This is a genomic window from Shewanella sp. GD04112 (assembly GCF_029835735.1).
Classification (GTDB): domain Bacteria; phylum Pseudomonadota; class Gammaproteobacteria; order Enterobacterales; family Shewanellaceae; genus Shewanella.
Genome location: NZ_JAOEAL010000001.1, coordinates 1,558,044 through 1,574,190 on the forward strand (window position 1 = coordinate 1,558,044; position 16,147 = coordinate 1,574,190).

The 16,147-nt window shown below is 44.2% G+C and carries 22 protein-coding genes and 2 pseudogenes; 18 read left to right on the forward strand and 6 right to left on the reverse strand.

From position 1 onward, the window contains the following. The first annotated feature begins 66 nt into the window (after nucleotides 1-66). The 4 genes from glmM (at nucleotide 67) to N7386_RS06970 (ending at nucleotide 3,916) form a co-directional block, all read left to right on the forward strand. Entirely contained in the window at nucleotides 67-1,419 is a 1,353-nt protein-coding gene (gene glmM, locus N7386_RS06955) for a phosphoglucosamine mutase (RefSeq protein ID WP_279767690.1), read from the forward strand. Nucleotides 1,420-1,886: 467 nt separating this feature from the next. Continuing rightward, on the forward strand, nucleotides 1,887-2,147 hold the full coding sequence (locus tag N7386_RS06960) for a type II toxin-antitoxin system Phd/YefM family antitoxin (RefSeq protein ID WP_086904670.1): 261 nt from the start codon (nucleotides 1,887-1,889) through the stop codon (nucleotides 2,145-2,147). A gap of 1 nt (nucleotide 2,148) precedes the next feature. Then, nucleotides 2,149-2,496, forward strand: a complete 348-nt coding sequence (locus N7386_RS06965; protein ID WP_055647497.1) for a type II toxin-antitoxin system RelE/ParE family toxin — start codon at nucleotides 2,149-2,151, stop codon at nucleotides 2,494-2,496. 211 nt (nucleotides 2,497-2,707) lie between these two features. Further along, entirely contained in the window at nucleotides 2,708-3,916 is a 1,209-nt protein-coding gene (locus N7386_RS06970) for a molecular chaperone DnaJ (protein WP_279767692.1), read from the forward strand. A 119-nt stretch (nucleotides 3,917-4,035) separates the two neighbouring features. On the opposite strand, the gene N7386_RS06975 is transcribed toward N7386_RS06970, so the two are convergent. From N7386_RS06975 to N7386_RS06985, 3 genes are all read right to left on the reverse strand, one after another. Next, entirely contained in the window at nucleotides 4,036-4,242 is a 207-nt protein-coding gene (locus N7386_RS06975; protein WP_014610942.1) for a hypothetical protein, read from the reverse strand. A 467-nt stretch (nucleotides 4,243-4,709) separates the two neighbouring features. Next, on the reverse strand, nucleotides 4,710-5,126 hold the full coding sequence (locus N7386_RS06980) for a type II toxin-antitoxin system YafO family toxin (RefSeq protein WP_261762694.1): 417 nt from the start codon (nucleotides 5,124-5,126) through the stop codon (nucleotides 4,710-4,712). Nucleotides 5,127-5,137: 11 nt separating this feature from the next. Beyond that, the gene (locus tag N7386_RS06985; protein ID WP_086904668.1) at nucleotides 5,138-5,431 is read right to left on the reverse strand and encodes an antitoxin of toxin-antitoxin stability system; all 294 of its coding nucleotides are present in this window, start codon (nucleotides 5,429-5,431) and stop codon (nucleotides 5,138-5,140) included. A gap of 174 nt (nucleotides 5,432-5,605) precedes the next feature. Between N7386_RS06985 and N7386_RS06990 the strand changes: the two genes are divergently transcribed. Beyond that, entirely contained in the window at nucleotides 5,606-5,689 is an 84-nt protein-coding gene (locus tag N7386_RS06990) for a type II toxin-antitoxin system HigB family toxin (protein WP_269471887.1), read from the forward strand. A gap of 10 nt (nucleotides 5,690-5,699) precedes the next feature. Then, nucleotides 5,700-6,068 (forward strand): DNA-binding protein, encoded by a 369-nt coding sequence (locus N7386_RS06995; RefSeq protein WP_014610936.1) that lies wholly within the window; start codon nucleotides 5,700-5,702, stop codon nucleotides 6,066-6,068. A 78-nt stretch (nucleotides 6,069-6,146) separates the two neighbouring features. On the opposite strand, the gene tnpA is transcribed toward N7386_RS06995, so the two are convergent. Continuing rightward, nucleotides 6,147-6,551, reverse strand: a complete 405-nt coding sequence (gene tnpA, locus N7386_RS07000; protein ID WP_069453179.1) for an IS200/IS605 family transposase — start codon at nucleotides 6,549-6,551, stop codon at nucleotides 6,147-6,149. 46 nt (nucleotides 6,552-6,597) lie between these two features. Here tnpA and N7386_RS07005 point away from each other — a divergent pair, with 46 nt between their 5' ends. Further along, nucleotides 6,598-7,692, forward strand: coding sequence for an RNA-guided endonuclease TnpB family protein (locus N7386_RS07005; protein WP_069453180.1), 1,095 nt, complete (start codon nucleotides 6,598-6,600; stop codon nucleotides 7,690-7,692). Here the strand turns inward: N7386_RS07005 and N7386_RS07010 are convergent. Further along, a complete protein-coding gene (locus N7386_RS07010; RefSeq protein WP_217895415.1) occupies nucleotides 7,666-8,214 on the reverse strand; it encodes an N-terminal phage integrase SAM-like domain-containing protein in 549 nt (182 codons plus the stop codon). The genes N7386_RS07005 and N7386_RS07010 overlap by 27 nt on opposite strands. A 192-nt stretch (nucleotides 8,215-8,406) precedes the next feature. On the opposite strand from N7386_RS07010, the gene N7386_RS07015 reads away from it, so the two are divergent. From N7386_RS07015 to N7386_RS07035, 5 genes and pseudogenes are all read left to right on the forward strand, one after another. After that, nucleotides 8,407-8,649: a type II toxin-antitoxin system ParD family antitoxin gene (locus tag N7386_RS07015; protein WP_014610908.1), complete on the forward strand. Its 243-nt coding sequence runs from the start codon at nucleotides 8,407-8,409 to the stop codon at nucleotides 8,647-8,649. Beyond that, entirely contained in the window at nucleotides 8,642-8,941 is a 300-nt protein-coding gene (locus N7386_RS07020; RefSeq protein ID WP_086904817.1) for a type II toxin-antitoxin system RelE/ParE family toxin, read from the forward strand. Before N7386_RS07015 ends, N7386_RS07020 begins: the two co-directional genes overlap by 8 nt. A 235-nt stretch (nucleotides 8,942-9,176) precedes the next feature. Continuing rightward, complete coding sequence (locus N7386_RS07025) at nucleotides 9,177-9,467, forward strand: AbrB/MazE/SpoVT family DNA-binding domain-containing protein (protein ID WP_232015277.1); 291 nt, start codon at nucleotides 9,177-9,179, stop codon at nucleotides 9,465-9,467. Next, nucleotides 9,467-9,796 (forward strand): type II toxin-antitoxin system PemK/MazF family toxin, encoded by a 330-nt coding sequence (locus tag N7386_RS07030; protein ID WP_014610905.1) that lies wholly within the window; start codon nucleotides 9,467-9,469, stop codon nucleotides 9,794-9,796. The genes N7386_RS07025 and N7386_RS07030 overlap by 1 nt, the downstream gene beginning before the upstream one ends. A gap of 129 nt (nucleotides 9,797-9,925) precedes the next feature. Continuing rightward, nucleotides 9,926-10,275, forward strand: a pseudogene (locus tag N7386_RS07035) (helix-turn-helix domain-containing protein); the annotation flags it as partial. 28 nt (nucleotides 10,276-10,303) lie between these two features. On the opposite strand, the pseudogene N7386_RS07040 reads toward N7386_RS07035, so the two are convergent. After that, nucleotides 10,304-10,531 (reverse strand): annotated as a pseudogene (locus tag N7386_RS07040) (transposase); the annotation flags it as partial. A 222-nt stretch (nucleotides 10,532-10,753) separates the two neighbouring features. On the opposite strand from N7386_RS07040, the gene N7386_RS07045 reads away from it, so the two are divergent. The 6 genes from N7386_RS07045 to N7386_RS07070 all read left to right on the forward strand — a co-directional run bounded on the left by N7386_RS07045 (nucleotide 10,754) and on the right by N7386_RS07070 (nucleotide 16,004). Further along, nucleotides 10,754-11,059: a helix-turn-helix domain-containing protein gene (locus N7386_RS07045; protein ID WP_004249763.1), complete on the forward strand. Its 306-nt coding sequence runs from the start codon at nucleotides 10,754-10,756 to the stop codon at nucleotides 11,057-11,059. Further along, entirely contained in the window at nucleotides 11,056-12,306 is a 1,251-nt protein-coding gene (locus N7386_RS07050; RefSeq protein WP_279767707.1) for a type II toxin-antitoxin system HipA family toxin, read from the forward strand. Before N7386_RS07045 ends, N7386_RS07050 begins: the two co-directional genes overlap by 4 nt. 1,036 nt (nucleotides 12,307-13,342) lie before the next feature. After that, entirely contained in the window at nucleotides 13,343-13,588 is a 246-nt protein-coding gene (locus tag N7386_RS07055; protein ID WP_279767709.1) for a type II toxin-antitoxin system CcdA family antitoxin, read from the forward strand. Then, nucleotides 13,588-13,905: a CcdB family protein gene (locus N7386_RS07060; RefSeq protein ID WP_014610892.1), complete on the forward strand. Its 318-nt coding sequence runs from the start codon at nucleotides 13,588-13,590 to the stop codon at nucleotides 13,903-13,905. The genes N7386_RS07055 and N7386_RS07060 overlap by 1 nt, the downstream gene beginning before the upstream one ends. A gap of 354 nt (nucleotides 13,906-14,259) precedes the next feature. Further along, a complete protein-coding gene (locus tag N7386_RS07065) occupies nucleotides 14,260-15,627 on the forward strand; it encodes a HipA domain-containing protein (protein ID WP_014610930.1) in 1,368 nt (455 codons plus the stop codon). After that, complete coding sequence (locus N7386_RS07070) at nucleotides 15,624-16,004, forward strand: helix-turn-helix transcriptional regulator (protein ID WP_086904820.1); 381 nt, start codon at nucleotides 15,624-15,626, stop codon at nucleotides 16,002-16,004. Before N7386_RS07065 ends, N7386_RS07070 begins: the two co-directional genes overlap by 4 nt. Nucleotides 16,005-16,147 lie beyond the last annotated feature (143 nt).

Consider the following 16,147-nt stretch of genomic DNA (forward strand, 5'->3'; position numbering starts at 1 on the left):
TTTTTAAAAAGCCAAATCAGGTTTGATTTGGCTTTTTTTGTTTATAACTGTTTTTAAGGATGCAGTATGTCTAGGAAGTATTTTGGTACCGATGGTGTGCGTGGCAAGGTGGGTACATTCCCTATAACGCCTGATTTTGCGATGAAGTTAGGTTGGGCGGCTGGCACTGTGCTGGCGTCCACTGGCACTAAAGAAGTGTTGATTGGTAAAGATACCCGTATTAGTGGCTATATGCTTGAGTCGGCAATGGAGGCGGGCTTTTCGGCGGCGGGTGTGAATGTGGCGTTGATTGGCCCTATGCCAACACCTGCGGTGGCGTATTTGGCGTCGACGTTTCGCGCCGATGCGGGGGTGGTGATCAGTGCCTCCCACAATCCTTATTACGACAATGGGATTAAGTTTTTTTCAAACGCTGGCACTAAGTTAAATGATGCGCAGGAGCTTGAAATTGAAGCCTTGTTAGAGCAGGCACTGCAGCATAATGCGATGCAGTGTGTGGCTTCTGAAAAACTGGGTAAAGTGCGTCGCATTGATGATGCTGCCGGTCGTTATATTGAGTTTTGTAAGGGAACCTTCCCGAATCACTTAAGTTTGACGGGGTTGAAGATTGTTGTCGATAGCGCCCATGGCGCCGCTTACCATATCGCGCCGAATGTGTACCGTGAGTTAGGGGCTGAGGTGATTAGCATTAATGACAAACCTAATGGGGTAAATATTAATGACCATTGCGGTGCAACACATTTAGATAGTTTGCAAACCGCCGTGATGGTGCATGAGGCCGATTTAGGTATTGCATTAGATGGCGATGCGGATAGGGTGATGTTTGTTGACCATAATGGCCATGTGGTTGATGGTGATGAAATTTTATTTATTCTGGCACAAGCTGCGTTCCAAAAAGGTGAAATGGTCGGCGGTGTGGTTGGTACTTTAATGTCAAACCTTGGTTTAGAACTGGCCCTTAAGCAAATGGACATTCCCTTTGTACGTGCAAAGGTGGGCGATCGTTATGTGGTTGAGCAGCTTAAAGAAACGGGTTGGCAACTGGGCGGCGAAGGTTCTGGGCATATTTTGAGTTTAAAGCACGCTTCAACGGGTGATGGTATTGTGGCGTCTCTACAGATACTTAAAGCTATTTTAGAGTCAGGCAAACGTTTAGCCGATATTAAAGCGGGCATGACCAAGTTGCCGCAAGTACTTATTAATGTACGTTTATCATCAGGCAGTGCCGACAGCATTTTGGCTTTAGACAGTGTTAAGCAAGCGGTGGTAATCGCTGAGGAAGTTTTAGGGGATAAGGGGCGAGTATTATTGCGTAAATCGGGTACTGAACCCTTAATGAGAGTGATGGTTGAATCCACGGACATTGCCTTGACCCAACAACAAGCTGAATATATCGCTCAGGCAGTCAAAGCGGCATAAGCGAGGAGCGAGAATTTAGGACGGCCTTCGGCCGCAAGACTCTAGGGCGTTGCTTCGCAACTGCTAGAACGCAGCAAAAAGCGCTGCTGCTAGGAGGCCTTCGGCCCTAGGACGCTCGCAAGCTCGCTCTAGCTTCTACGCCGCTTTGCGGCTACGGAACGTCACTGCGTGGCGCGAGAATTTAGGACGTTGCTGCGCAACTGCTAGGACGCTCGCAAGCTCGCTGCTAGGGGCTAGGAATGCCGCTTTTTGCGATTACAGGTTACGGAACGGGCTGTGCCCTGACGGTGAGTTGAGCTTGGAGCGTTCCGTAATTCGTAATCTGTCAACCGTCAGCACGGCGTTAAGCGTTTTGATGTCTTTAGTCTTTTTTTAGTCTTTTTTTGGTCTTTAATCTATCGCATGATATGATTTTGGCTTAGTGAATGGGTTTTCTTATTTTCAATTAATCAACTAGGCATCAACCTATGAACATAGAAACAATCAGTTTTTTGAAGAAAAATGCCGCGAGCTTAACCCTCGATGAACCGATGATTATTACTCAAAATGGTGTACCTGCTTACGTTATCGAGTCGGTAGCGGATAGAAATCGACGTGATGAGGCGATAGCTTTACTCAAGCTAGTCAGTTTTGCAAAAAGCGATCAACAAAATGGCCGCACTATGTCATCAAATGCATTCAAGGAACGCTTGGCGGGTCGTAAAATGGCTTTAAAGGATAATAAGTAGTATGTCTGTGGTAAAACTTGAATATACCAAGACATTTGAAGATACCGTAGATAGTGCTATATCTCACTATTCCCAATGGCATGACGAGATCACTATTATTGAGAGAGTTGAGGCAGTTATTGAGGCATTTGAAGCATCTGTGACGCAAAATCCTTTGAGCCATGCATTATGTCAAGAGTTAGTTGAACTTGGCATTACTCAAGTAAGGCACGCGATAAAAGAGGATTTTAGAATACTGTACGAGGTTAGCTACATTAATGATGAGTCTCTTGTTACTGTGCTACTTTTTTTGAACCAACGACAAAGCATACAGAATCAACTGATCAATCATTGCTTGGTTTATAAGTAATTGCTTGCGGCAGTGAGAATCGAGGACGGCCTTTAGTCGCGAGAATCTAGGATACTCACAAGCTGGCTTTAGACTCTAGCTGCGAAGCGCTCTAGCGTTCTTCTAACGTCGCTTTGCTAAGGATGTCGTCACGTTTTTCGCTATTTTGGTATGCGAGTTTTGTACTTTGGGTCACTCGGGTTTGTAAACATTTCATCAAAAGAAAATATTTATGTCATTAATGAACATCATCAATACTTCGGCTTCAAGTCAATCACGTAACCGCTCGCAAATACTCGAAAAATTGTGGAAAGACTACGAAAAAAAGCAATTAAGAAATAAACGCTATCAAACAAAATTAGAGGGTTTTTATCGCGAGTTCACCTCACAATTACTTGAAAAAGAGCAGGCCGTATGTGATGCCTCAGCCCAATGGGTGCGTCATTTATTGACTTTTGTGCCGCGTAAATCCATTAAAGGTCGCCAAAGGGAGGCGCTGCTAGAATGGATTGACGAAGAAATAAGTATTATTGAATCGAACCCGTTTAATCCTATCAATACTCACGAAATACGCGATAGCTTCACTAGCTTGCTTATGGCTTATCAAGCAACCTTGCCTAAGCAAGACATTGGTCAGCACGAGCTTGATGCTTTTCGTGAAGAGTTAGAATCTATGTTTGGCTTTGAGTTGGATATAGACGATGCGCAACTGTCTGAACTCATTGATGAACCGGCGAAGTTCCAGGCATTTTTTGAGCAAAAATTGGCTGAGCAGCACAATAAGGCTTTTGATGACGGCGACGCTGAAAATGCGTTTGAGCAAGATGAGGCTGAGTATGATGCCCAAGAGGATGATTTTTTCTTTGAATCGAGTCAACCAGAGCAAGCATTAAGCCTTGAGTTATTTAGCGATAAAACCATGACCAAATTGTATCGACAATTGGCGAATCAATTTCATCCCGATAAAGAGCCTGAACCTGCTAAAAAGGCGCTAAAAAAAGAGTTGATGCAGCAACTATCTCAAGCCAAGAAAAGCAAGGATGCTGTCGCCTTGCTGATGTTGGCCCTTGAATATCTGCCAGAGTATAAGCTTGAGGCCGATGCAGATATGATTAAACGTATTGAGGCTGCGTTGCAGGTTAAAATTAGTTTATTAAATCAAGATTATCAATCAATGCAGAATGGCGATGATATTAAAAGTATGATTTGGCAACGTTTTGGGAGTGGTTCAAAAGCATCACGCGCTAGGGAGTTGGCCCAATATGGTGATCATCTCACGATTGAAACTGAAGAGTTACTCGCAAAAGTGACTAAGATCAAAACAGTACAAGCGATACAAAAGGAATTAAACCAACGTAGCCGACGGGGGAGTTTTAACGACATTTTTGATCTTGCTATGTTTAATGACGAAACTTTTGATGAATTTTGGCAATACAAATAGCGCAATGATGATGCTTCGTAACGGCTAGGACGGCCTTCGGCCGCAAGTACGCAGCAAAAAGCACTGCTGCTAGGATGCCTTCGGCCCTAGGACGCTCGCCAGCTCGCTTTAGAACGCCACTACGTCGCTTTAGACTCTGGCAGCGAAGCGATAGCTTCTACGAACGCCGCTTTGCGGCTACGGAACGTCACTGCGTGACTTACGGATAACGGAGCGGGCTGTGCCCTGACGGTGAGTGAGCGCGCGAGCGTTCCGTAATCCTTCTCTTTTCTGTCATTCCCGCGAACGACTGCATGGTCAATTTTGTTCCATACAAAATATGACATTTCCACCCTCCATGGTAGTTAGATGCAGGAGGTACGAGCCCAGGGACGGGCGAAGGTAGAATAATGCAGGAGCAATTATCGAGAATAACGTAAGCGTCCGCCGAAGCACACCTTCATAACTTGACCATATCTCGCCATCCTTGTTCTTCTGAATCATAGGAGAACGATATGTTTGGTAACTGTAGTGGCTTGCACACATAATCCCTTCGGCGCGATTACATCCGCCAAACTGGGCTCACATTAGCTGATAATAAGCGGGACCACCGACTCACATTAACTGCCAATGGACGCAGATTAATTAACAACGGGCTTACATTTATCTTGGCGGACTCACATTAATTGCCAATAAACAGCCATGATCCAACAAGCTCGTAGAGAGTCGAGATATGCTGTATCAGCGGACAAGCAACAAGGCCTTAATGTAGGCTAACTTTACATTTTTGGCGCGTTGGGTAAATTCGGTATGATTAAAACTGCTCCCTGAAGCTTTCGGCTATTTTCTCCAGTTGGTTCATTAAGCCGCTATCACGATCGGTATTATCGACATCATTCGGCTTGTTCTTATCCCAATGTTTAATGATGGCTATCAGTAGGTAACAATGGCTGTTGAAGAAGCCTGGACAATACACCAGAACATAACCGCTGGTCCGTTTGAATTGCACTAGCTTGAGCGGAAAACCTGCAGCTTTGAAATGCAGATGTTGTAATTCAAGATACGAGCGGTTATGGGTAAACAGGTAAGGAACGTCGCGGCCAAAGGTGGTAGGCAGGCCTTTACCTTCCTTATACACCCGAAAATCATCTACTAATGCTTTGGTAGCCAGCTCACCTAGGGCCTCTTTTAAATAGGGATGCGTAAATATGCGTACCGCCTTTACTTCCATTCCTCAAATTGTCACTTGGCACCTTGCTTCAGTTTGTTAGCCATCTGAGTCGAAACCTTATCCATGTTTAGATTGGCAGCAGTAAACTGGGCAGGGATGCTTTCCAATGTGGTGGTGCCACGTTGGGCAAACTCACAAAACGCCGTCATTTCTTCAAACAGTGACGCCGGTACCGCATAAAACTGGATTTGGTTATTAGATGACACCGCAATTGCATCTCCTTGGGCTTCGGCTAATGCAGCACTGGGGTTTGATTTGAACTTGCTGATCGGTGTGGTATAGCCACATAAAATTTTCTGTAACATCATAGCTCCATTTTCTACTGTTGCGACAATTATACTAAGACCTAAGTATAGACCTAAATTTAGACCTATACCAGTATCGGATTATTCATCCATCAAGTTCAAATAAACGACGGATTTAGTGGTTACCTGCAAGTCGATGGTTACGCCGGTTATGCTAAAACCGATGCCGTGGCCGTGAATTACAAGTTTGCAATGGTCTATGTTCGCTTTGTTGGTTCTCATGCTGAGTATGACAAAGTTGATGCAACCACAATTTAGGAGGTTTGCAATGCAAATTAAACCGATCAGAACCGTGGCTGATAATGAAGCAGCCTTAAAGCGTATTGAACAGCTTTTTGATGCTGAACCTAACACGCCAGAGGGTGATGAGCTGGAAGTGTTGATCACGCTGGTGAGCGCGTTTGAGGACGCTCATTTTCCAATTGAAACGCCAGATCCAATCGCGGCCATTCAGTTTCGCATGGAACAGCAAGGGCTTGTTGATGCCGATATGGTGCCGTTCCTTGGGCAACGTAGCCGAGTATCAGAAGTGCTAAACCGCCAACGTCGGCTTAGTCTGAACATGATCCGCAAGCTGAATGAGGGGCTTAAAATCCCGCTGCCTTGCTTGGTCAAAGAATACCAATTAGCTAAATAACGGAATGTCTATGACCAAAATGCGCGACAAGCCCCGTGCTTTTAGCGCGGGGAAGGATAGCGCAAGTTGCGAAGCAACTTAATGCGGCCTATCTTGTTGCTCAATATATTGCCTTAATACGTCTATTGGAGCGCCCCCAACAGATCCTGCAAAGTAGCTGGGCGACCAAAGTGCATTTTTCATGTAGGCTGGCTTATGAAGATTTGGATAGTACTGTTTCAACTTCCTGCTAGAAACCCCCTTTAGACTATTAACCAGCTTCGATATAGCCACTTTCGGTGGGTAGTTCACTAACAGGTGAACGTGGTCTTGCTCCCCGTTAAACTCTACGATCTCAGCCTCAAAATCCGCACAGACCTTTTCCATGATGTCTCGCATCGTTTTTAGATGCGCATCCGTAAATAACTTGCCACGATATTTAGCAATAAAAATAAGATGCACATGCATCATAAATACGCAGTGCCTTCCTCTTCGTAATTCCATAGGCCAACCTTTACAATCAAGCTTAAAGAACCTATATTAGTGCATTATGAGCATTCAGACCAAAACTTTAAGTGTTAGGGTAAAAGATAAACATGCGAAGCTGTTAAGACAGATGGCGTATGAAGTAAATCAATGCTTTAACCTGGCCAACGAACTAACCATGAAAGCGAGTCGCAACTATAGCGATGCTGGCGCGGTTAGACCTGTCTGGATGTCGGCTTACGATGTGCAAAAACCGATTCTAAGTTTTAGGAACGAATCTGGATTTATTATTCCATCCCACACAGCTCAAGAGGTCTGCGCCAAACACGCCCAAGCAAGAAAACAATTCAAACGAGCGAAGTTACGTTGGCGAATAAGCTCAGGCTCTAAACGCTCTCTTGGCTTTGTGCCGTTTAAAAAAGGTTCTGCTAAGTGGAAGAGTGGGCAAGTCTTATTCGCAAAACAGCACTTTAAGGTTTGGGATACCTACGGGCTTTCACAATACGAGTTTACTTCAGGATCTTTCTCTGAAGACTCAAGAGGACGCTGGTACTTTAATGTGTGTGTTCATGTAGGCGCCTCAGCGCCCACCTCTGGAAAGACAGCCATCGGTATCGATCTAGGGTTAAAAGATACGGCAACTTGCAGTGATGGGGCTAAATTAGAACGGGGGAACTTCTACCGCGATCTAGAGGCGGATTTAGGCGTTGCCCAAAGAGCAAATAAGAAAAAGCGAGTCAAGGCCATTCATGCGAAGATCAAGAATCGTCGCAAAGATGCTTTGCATAAATTTAGTACGCGGCTGGTCAATGAAAATGCCGCAATATTTGTTGGCGATGTGAGCAGCTCCAAGTTAGCGAAAACTAAAATGGCAAAATCGGTTTTAGACGCAGGCTGGTCAATGCTCAAAACACAATTGGAATATAAAGCGATAGCGCGGTCAGTTGTGTTCGAAATAGTCAATGAATCCTACTCCACCCAGACCTGTTCGAGCTGTGGGGCGATCCCCGTCAGCAGTCCGAAAGGTAGAACTGGTCTTGGAATAAGAGAATGGGTGTGCTCTGAGTGCGGAGCAGAGCACGACCGCGATATAAACGCGGCAACCAATATTCTCGCGGCGGGGCATCGCCGTCTAGCTGTAGGAATCCCCGTGCTTTAGCGCGGGGAGGATGTCAATACTCACAAGCATGGCGAATCGAGAAATCAGAGGGTAGAAAGTACCCAAGGCCAATTTGACATCCTCCACCTCCTTTATCGTCATCGGATGAGACTCAGCCTTTTCTTCTTTAAGTGAGCGATAGCGTCTCAATGGGTATTCAAATTTATATTCTTCTGCCGCGAGGCTTACCATGGAGACGATGAGCCACAGTAAGTTATTAATGCGACGGTTAGATAATTGACGGGTATTATCTGCTCTCACCATTTGCATTAACTGCTGACGATAAAAATCGACCTGCGATAGGGTGATCTCATTCATCAATGTATTGCCAAATTGTGGGATCAGATACTTATCTAAAACGTTTTGTATGGTGTTTCTATAGCTATTTTTCCACGTCGCCTTTTTGCGTTCAAACCACTGATAGGCAAAATCATTGAAAAATGGATATTCACGATCAGGATGTTTCTCACGCTGCAACAGCTCAAATTGAGCGATTTTTTTTACTTTTGGGGAAATAATCACGGTATTGGAAGCAGCCTAAGTCTATCTCTGCATTCATTTTTTTGAGTGTTGTCTTGGCAGTTGCAAGGTTTTTAGGTGTGGCCAGCATTTTTGTGCCTTTGCCTAGACGCTTACTCATTAACATTACTTTGATTTGGTATCTAACATCATATATTATTGCTGTGTTAACTATTCACACAAATAGGTGGAAACATGTCACGGACAACCAGTGTTACTATCGGATCACAGTTAGATGAATTTGTCAGTCAGCTTATTTCGTCAGGTCGCTATGGCTCGACAAGCGAAGTTGTTCGTTCTGCCTTACGACTATTAGAAAGACAAGAAAACCAGACGATAGCTTTGAAAATGGCGATTGAAGCTGGTGAGCAAAGTGGTGAATGCGCATTATCACTTCATGACATCGCTGCAATGGTGAAACAAAAGCACAATGTATAAACTTTCCAACCTTGCTGCCGAAGACTTTGAGCGAATTTTTGAATACACCCTATTGAACTTTGGTGTTAAGCAAGCGGATGACTATACGGTAAGTATGCATAATGCTTTGTTGGCAATCACTGAGCAGCCTCTAATGGGGCATGAGTGTCCAGAAATTGCTAAAGAACTTCGACGTCATAATCATCATAAACATGCGATTTTCTATAAAAAACAGACTTATGGGATCTACATCCTCCGCATCCTTCATCAACAAATGGAACCATTACGGTATTTTTATCCAGATACTGAGTGACTTCTCACCGCCCTATCGTGTGATGCTTTTTATTTCGTTAGCCGCTGCTCGATAGTATCGAAACTTACGCAGCTTCCATAAGCAGAAATGACCGTCCAGCCGCCTTTAATTCTAGAACTCTTGAATTGCTGGGTTGGCCGTATCTTGATGTTGATCCGCGAGCTATCAGCCAAGCACTCGATATTGCACCTTAACATGAAGTTATACATTGTATAACCCCATATTTGGTGGTAGCATGTTTAAACAATGTATCATAGTTGGTGAGGTTAATATGCAGACCAGTATCAAAAAATGGGGGAACTCTGCTGGAGCAATTATCCCTGCTGCCGTGCTGAAGAAGGCAGGGTTCGGTATGGGGGATCAAGTTGAAATAGAGGTTGTTCAGGGGCGTATTGTGATGAGCCCAGCAACCCCAATATTCACACTTGATGAGTTGCTAAGTGCCAGTCCAAAAGGGTCTTTTGAACTTGATTCAGAAGATACTCAATGGCTGAGTTCGTCACCTGTAGGCAAGGAAGAAATCTAATGAGTTACACCCCAAAACGAGGTGACATAGTGTGGATTGATTTTGACCCATCTGCGGGACACGAGCAGGCTCATCATCGTCCTGCGCTGGTACTTTCGCCTGAGCCGTTCAACAAGCAAATTCAACTTGCTTTAGTCGCGCCAATAACATCTAGGGTTAGAGGTCATGGTTTCGAGGTTGCTGTTGATACCGACAAAACCAAAGGTGTTGTTTTGTGTCAACAAGTCAAGACGATTGACTACGCAGCAAGGGACGTCAAGTATATCGAAAAAGCTCCCGTTGCAGTGCTAAATGAAGTGCTCGCAAAAGTGCGAGTATTGGTCAGTTAAGAAGAGGAAATCAGATATGGCTCAACCCTCCTATACTCGTGAACAATGAAGATGCTTGATTTTCAGTGACATGAGGATTAAGGTCGCTGTCACGAGACTACTCCTGACCAAAAACAAGTCCTAGAGACCCTGCATGCTCAAACGCGTGACGGGCTTGTTTGTGACCGCATTAAAGCAGTACTTCTTGCATCCGAAGGCTGGACCGCGGCAATGATTTCTCAAGCATTACGGATAAATGAATCAACGGTCCGCCGTCACCTTGCCGATTACACCTTGTCAGAGAAGCTCAAGTCTGAAAATGTCGCGGTTCACAAAGCCTGTAATCTGTTGAGCAAACCGCAGAGTTAATTGCCCATTTAACTCAGACTCAGGCAACCAAAATCTCACACGGCTGGATATGTACAGGGCAGGACAAAGCCAAAGAAACCAACGGCAGTCGTAGGCGGCGTAAACTGATTGTAAGCTTACGGCAGCATAGCTGAACTTAATCAACATAGTCTGATTTACTAAATTAGCGCGAGCATTCGCTGCTTTTTCATGGCATTTGGCGACCATCAATCTAGTTTTTGCTTTTCTTGATAGCTGGCGCTGCTTACGTCTGAGGTTTTTCTCAGCACGCTTTACAAATCTTCGGTTGGCTATCTTTTTGCCATTCGATTCGATGGCGAAATGAAACAGCCCCAGATCAACACCTGTGACCTTGCTTGCAGTGTGAAGTATAGTTGGTACTTCCACTCAGAAAAGTGTGATTTGGTTGCCTTTGACATTCAGGGATTCACATCATCGCTTTGGCCAACGCGCAATCTAAACCTAAAAGTTGGATATAAATCCTATAATATTCAGTAAAGTGGGAATATAGTCCTGCCTTTCACATGTTAGAGTTGCTTTGATTTCAAAGTTGGACTATATTCCCATTAATGGCTGAATAGTGGGAATATAGTCCCTTTGGTTGGTGATGTGGCTAAGCGTGATTTACACAATGTACTGTTTCCAAAGCAACGCAAAATCCTGACTCATTTTGGTGAGGACTTGTTGTTGGCGATGAAACGACGTGGTTTTACAAAAAAGCTGCTGTGTGAACGTACTGGTTTTGATCATAAAACCGTGAACAAAGTCTTCGCAGGTGATCCGGGCGTTGCCATAGGCACTTACTTAAAAGTAATGGCCGTACTTGGCATGGAAAGCAACTTTGCGGAAATGGCCGCTCATGATGAAGTGGGTATCAAGCTGCAAAACATAAAATTGCTGGAAGGTTCAAGATGAGCCGTGAAATCGTCGAAGTCTATGCCGACTGGCAGCCAATCGAAGCGCCACTGCTAATAGGGCGGCTTACTTATAGCGATTCAAGCCGAGGTCGCGTGTTTAGTTTTGCCTACGATAAAGCATTTTTAACCTCAGCCTGTCGCTTGCAAATTGATCCAATCTTGACGCTTCACTCCGGTGAACTCTACAACGATGAAGCCGATAAAAACTTTCGCGCATTTCTTGATTCATCGCCTGATAGATGGGGACGTATTTTAATGCAACGGCGTGCGGCGATTGATGCGCGCAAAGGCATTCGAGCAACAAGTCGATTAAACGAATTGGATTACCTGTTGGGCGTGCACGACTCTTACCGGATGGGTGGTATTCGATTTAAGCGAGCAGGCTCGAATGCTTTTTTGGACGACAATTCTGAATTTGCTGCGCCGCCAATGGCTTCTTTGCGAGAGCTAGAGCACGCAGCCATGCAGATTGAAAAAGACGATGACATCGACAGTGACGAGTATTATCGCTGGTTGAAAATGCTGATTTCTCCAGGCTCATCATTAGGTGGTGCAAGGCCCAAGGCTTGTGTCACAGATGAACAAGGCCACTTGTGGATTGCAAAGTTTCCCAATCTAAATGATACCCATGACGTGGGCGCATGGGAGATGGTCTGTTATGAATTGGCTTTGGCGGCAGGTGTTGACATGTTTCCAAGTGAGATCAAGCAGTTTTCGTCACAGCACCATACCTTTTTAACAAAACGGTTTGACCGCGATGGCGAAAAGCGACTGCATTTTTCATCGGCCATGACACAGCTTCAATACTATGATGGTGAACAATTTCAAGGTGCCAGCTACTTAGAGATTGCTGAATTTATTTCCAATTGTGGTGCGCAAACCGAAGCTGATTTAGCACAGTTATGGCGACGTATCGTGTTTAATATTGCGGTGTCCAACACGGATGATCACCTGCGTAACCATGGGTTTTTATTAACAAAGAATGGTTGGAAGTTATCACCCGCTTATGATTTAAACCCGATAGTGGGTAAGCATGGCCTGCATCTGAATATTACCGATACAGACAACGCTCTAGACTACCAATTAGCCTTTGACGTAAAAGACTTCTTCCGACTTTCGCAAACCCAAGCCACGCAAATTTACGATGAAGTATTAATGGCGGTTAAGCAATGGCAAACCGTTGCTAAGCGGCTAGGGGTCAGCCGAGCCGAGCAAACCATGAAACAATCAGCGTTTAACGTTTAATGGTGAGCTTACGGCAGCGTAGCTCAACTTATTTCAATTAATAATCAACAGATCCTTTTTACGTATCAAAGCGCCTCTGCCAACTGATTTGAACCACTGACTTTTTTGTATCGATCTTGTAATTGTAAACTATACCCTTTTTCTAGTAGCCATGAAGAGTTCAGTACAACACCTTTAAGTGCTATAAAAAGTAGTTGGTTTATTTTGCTTTGATTTTCTAAACTCGTAGGATAAAAGTAACTTAAAGCTGTGGAACAAGGAGGCGCAAAGGATATGCGCCCTGTCATTGAGAAAGAACTTCTTCATTACGACATCTTGTATGCACTGGATGAAGCTTGGGTACTCGATAACTTGGTTTTTCAGGGCGGAACTTCACTGCGTTTGTGCCGAGAATCAAATCGATATAGTGAATATCTTGATTTGCAGGAGGTAGGGACTTCAATAGTAAGATGTTAATTGCAATGAAGCAGGTCATTGAAAAGTATATCGGTAATCGGTATGGGCTTGAGTTGTAGCTCGTAGCATGTTCAGTGACATATGATGCAAATTAGCGACATTTTATGCCGCATTCTCCCGGTAAATTTGGCAGGCATCCTCGCCAAATATTACATCTAACTGTTGACGGCGAAACTATTCATGGTGACCCAGAACGTATTCACGAATGTCCGTCCAACCACGAGCCCCTGCAATGACGGCACTGAGTGCACCAAACTGAGCATCAAATAATGCTTTCATTTAGTTGTTGCATAGGCCCATTGCACGATTTAATGAATACAGGGAGAGTATATAGCATATAAGGCGCAGCAAAAAGGACGGCCTTCGGCTGGGAGACGCTTTGGCGTTGCGACGCAACTGCTAGAACGCCACTACGTGGCTCTAGGGTTTAGACTCTAGTAGCGATGCGCTTAAGCATTCTACGAATGCTGTTTTACTGCTGCAGTTTATAGATACACTCAGCGCCATCTTTGATGGCTTGTTATATATCCTATCCATACTTATAATTTATGCGCACAAACAACGCGCATGGGTTATTGTTATGAGAAACAAATATAGCAATCAAGTACACAAAAAAGCTACAAATTTAAGCATAAACAGTGAGTTATTAGCGGAAGCTAAACGCCTGAACATAAATCTTTCAGCGACAATGGAAAAGGCTCTTGAGAAAGAAGTAAAGCATCGCCTAAAAGCCGAATGGTTAGAACAAAATGCCCAAGCGATTAACGCTTGCAATGAATTGGTTGAAAAACAAGGCTTATTTTCTGATTCTTACCGAGTATTCTAATGTCACAGTTTGCCTTATACCAAAACCACGATAAGAGCACTGCAATTGCATATCCTTACTTTGTTGATGTTCAAAGTGAATTGCTTAATATCTTGAATACTCGGTTAGTTATTCCGCTAACACCTGTCGAACTATTGGAGAAAAAAGCCCCTAGGCATTTATGCCCTGTGATCCATATCGATGAGGGTGACTTCGTGATGTTAACTCACCAAATGGCAAGTGTACCAACGAAGATTTTACGTGAGCCTGTCAATGAGTTGAGTAGTTTCAGGGATGAGATCGTAGCGGCTATCGATTTTTTGATTACTGGCATATAACAGAAGCTGGAGCGTTGCTCGAGATGTATGGACTCCTTTGGCTAATCTTTGAATCGATTAAGACCGTATCCTCTTAGTGGGAGGGAGTCCATACATCTAGGAACGCCGTTTTACCGCTGCAGGTTACTGAACGGGCTCCGCCCGGACGGTGAGCTTGCGAGCGTTCAGTCAACCGTCAACGTCTTTGCTTTTCCTTCCATCTTATTTTCTCTGACTGTTTTTGCGTTTTTTAGGTGTCATTAATTAGTATTTTTCTTAATTGCTGAGTGCTGTAGGTTGCATTAATTAGCTGTTTTATCTATTTTTGAGTGCTATAGTGTTCATTAATTGTCGTCTGCTTTTAGGGGTTAGGTAATGCAAATTTTAACGGTGCAGATGAACATTGCCGGAGAATGGCGTGATGTTGCTTTGGTGGAGTTTTATGCGCCAGATAAGGGCACTGGCGGGCCATGTGTATTAAATTATGAGATCGAACATGTCACGTCTTACTTCCATCAATTTGCGCAAACTGCAGTGAGTGTATCGTTACCCGTTGATAATATCCCGTTGCGAAGCCCTCACTGGCATCGTTTTTTAGAAGATATTATGCCAGCAGGTTCCAGCCGGGATTATTGGGTTAAGCGGCTTGGATTGCAGGATTTGCCTAATTTGGAACGTGATTTCCAATTGTTGAAATATGGAACTATCGCGCCAATTGGCAACTTACGTATAAAAGAATCGGTGCCTGAAAAGGCTAAAAGATCATTACCTGTTACCTTTAGTATCGCTGATGTCAGTGAGTTGCAGATTGATTTTATTGAGTATGCCCAGTCTCGCGGTGCAGCAGCAGGTGGCGCTTCCGGCGCAGGCGGGGCCGCACCTAAGTTATTAGTGCGATTAAATGCGCAGCAAGATGTTTGGATTGATACCTTTCAAGATGATCCGCGTAATCTCGATCAGCCTTATTTAGTTAAGTTTCCAAGGGGTAAAACCACTCTGGATGGCGATATTTTGCGAGCAGAGTATCATTTTTATCATGAGCTTACACAATTGGGCTTTGAGACTATTTCCGTTGAGTCGATGAAGCTTATTGAAGCTGAACGTGGCCCTTCTTTATGGTTGCCACGCTTTGATTACGGTGTTGAGGCGGGAGCAATGGTGAGTTATGGCATGGAGTCGGTTTATGCCATTTTAGGTGAGCCAACAGCAAAGCCTTTGCTACATGCCGATGTGATTAGACGGCTTTTGGCCGCGTTTAATAAAAAAGAAAATTATGGTAATACCAGGACGCTACTCGACGTTGAGGCTGAGCTTGAAGGCAAGAGTGGCATTGAGGCGTTTGTGATTGAATGGGTACGTAGAGATTTATTAAATATTGCCTTTGGAAATTCAGATAATCATGGCCGAAATACCTCTTTTATCAAGTATGGAAACCGCGTCCAGCTGGCACCCATTTATGATTTTGCGCCAATGAAAGCAGATTATGAGATGATCACTCGTACCTTTACCTGGGGTGAGGGAATGGAGTTAGGTGGCGTGTATAACTTTCCTGCAATTGCAGAACATTTATCTGATTTACTGTCGCCTAATGAGTTAATGAGCGCTTTGAATGAAACCGCTGCTCGTTTGCTTGGTCTTGAGCAACGTTTACGTCAGCGGGGTGTGCCAGAATCGATTCTTGCGCATTCGGGAATTGGTTTTGCCACGTTAGAAGCGAGAATGCAGCAATGGGGGCTATTATGACGGTTTCATCTAATGTTGCAACGGATTCGATTGAAACAAAAGGCAGAGGTGGTCGAAAAAAAATTTCGGTTAATCGAAAGCCTTTGACCCTTAAAGATAGGGAAGATTTATTATTAGCCGCTACATTGGATCTCTTTTCGGGGAAAAAGACTCAAGGTCAAGTACTTAAATGGCTGAGAGTTGAGTTGTTATCACTGAGCCAGGACCAATATGCCAAAATGGTTGGCGTTAGCCGTAAAGCATTGTCTGATATCGAAAGTGATAAAGGTAAAAACGGTGTTGAGTTGATTAATCGAGTTTTTAGCGGAGTCGGGTTTCGTATAGCATTAATGCCAAAGGATAGTGTCGTGCTGAAAATGGCGGTAGAGGCGATTTAGAAGCTAAGATCTAGAACGCCGCAAAGCGACGACTGCCTGGGTGCAGATGCAAGTCAGGAATTAGATTGCCAAGCCCATGCTTTAATTGACATGGTGAACCCCGTTTAACATTAGCTATATGCCAACACTTGCATCCCCGCAAA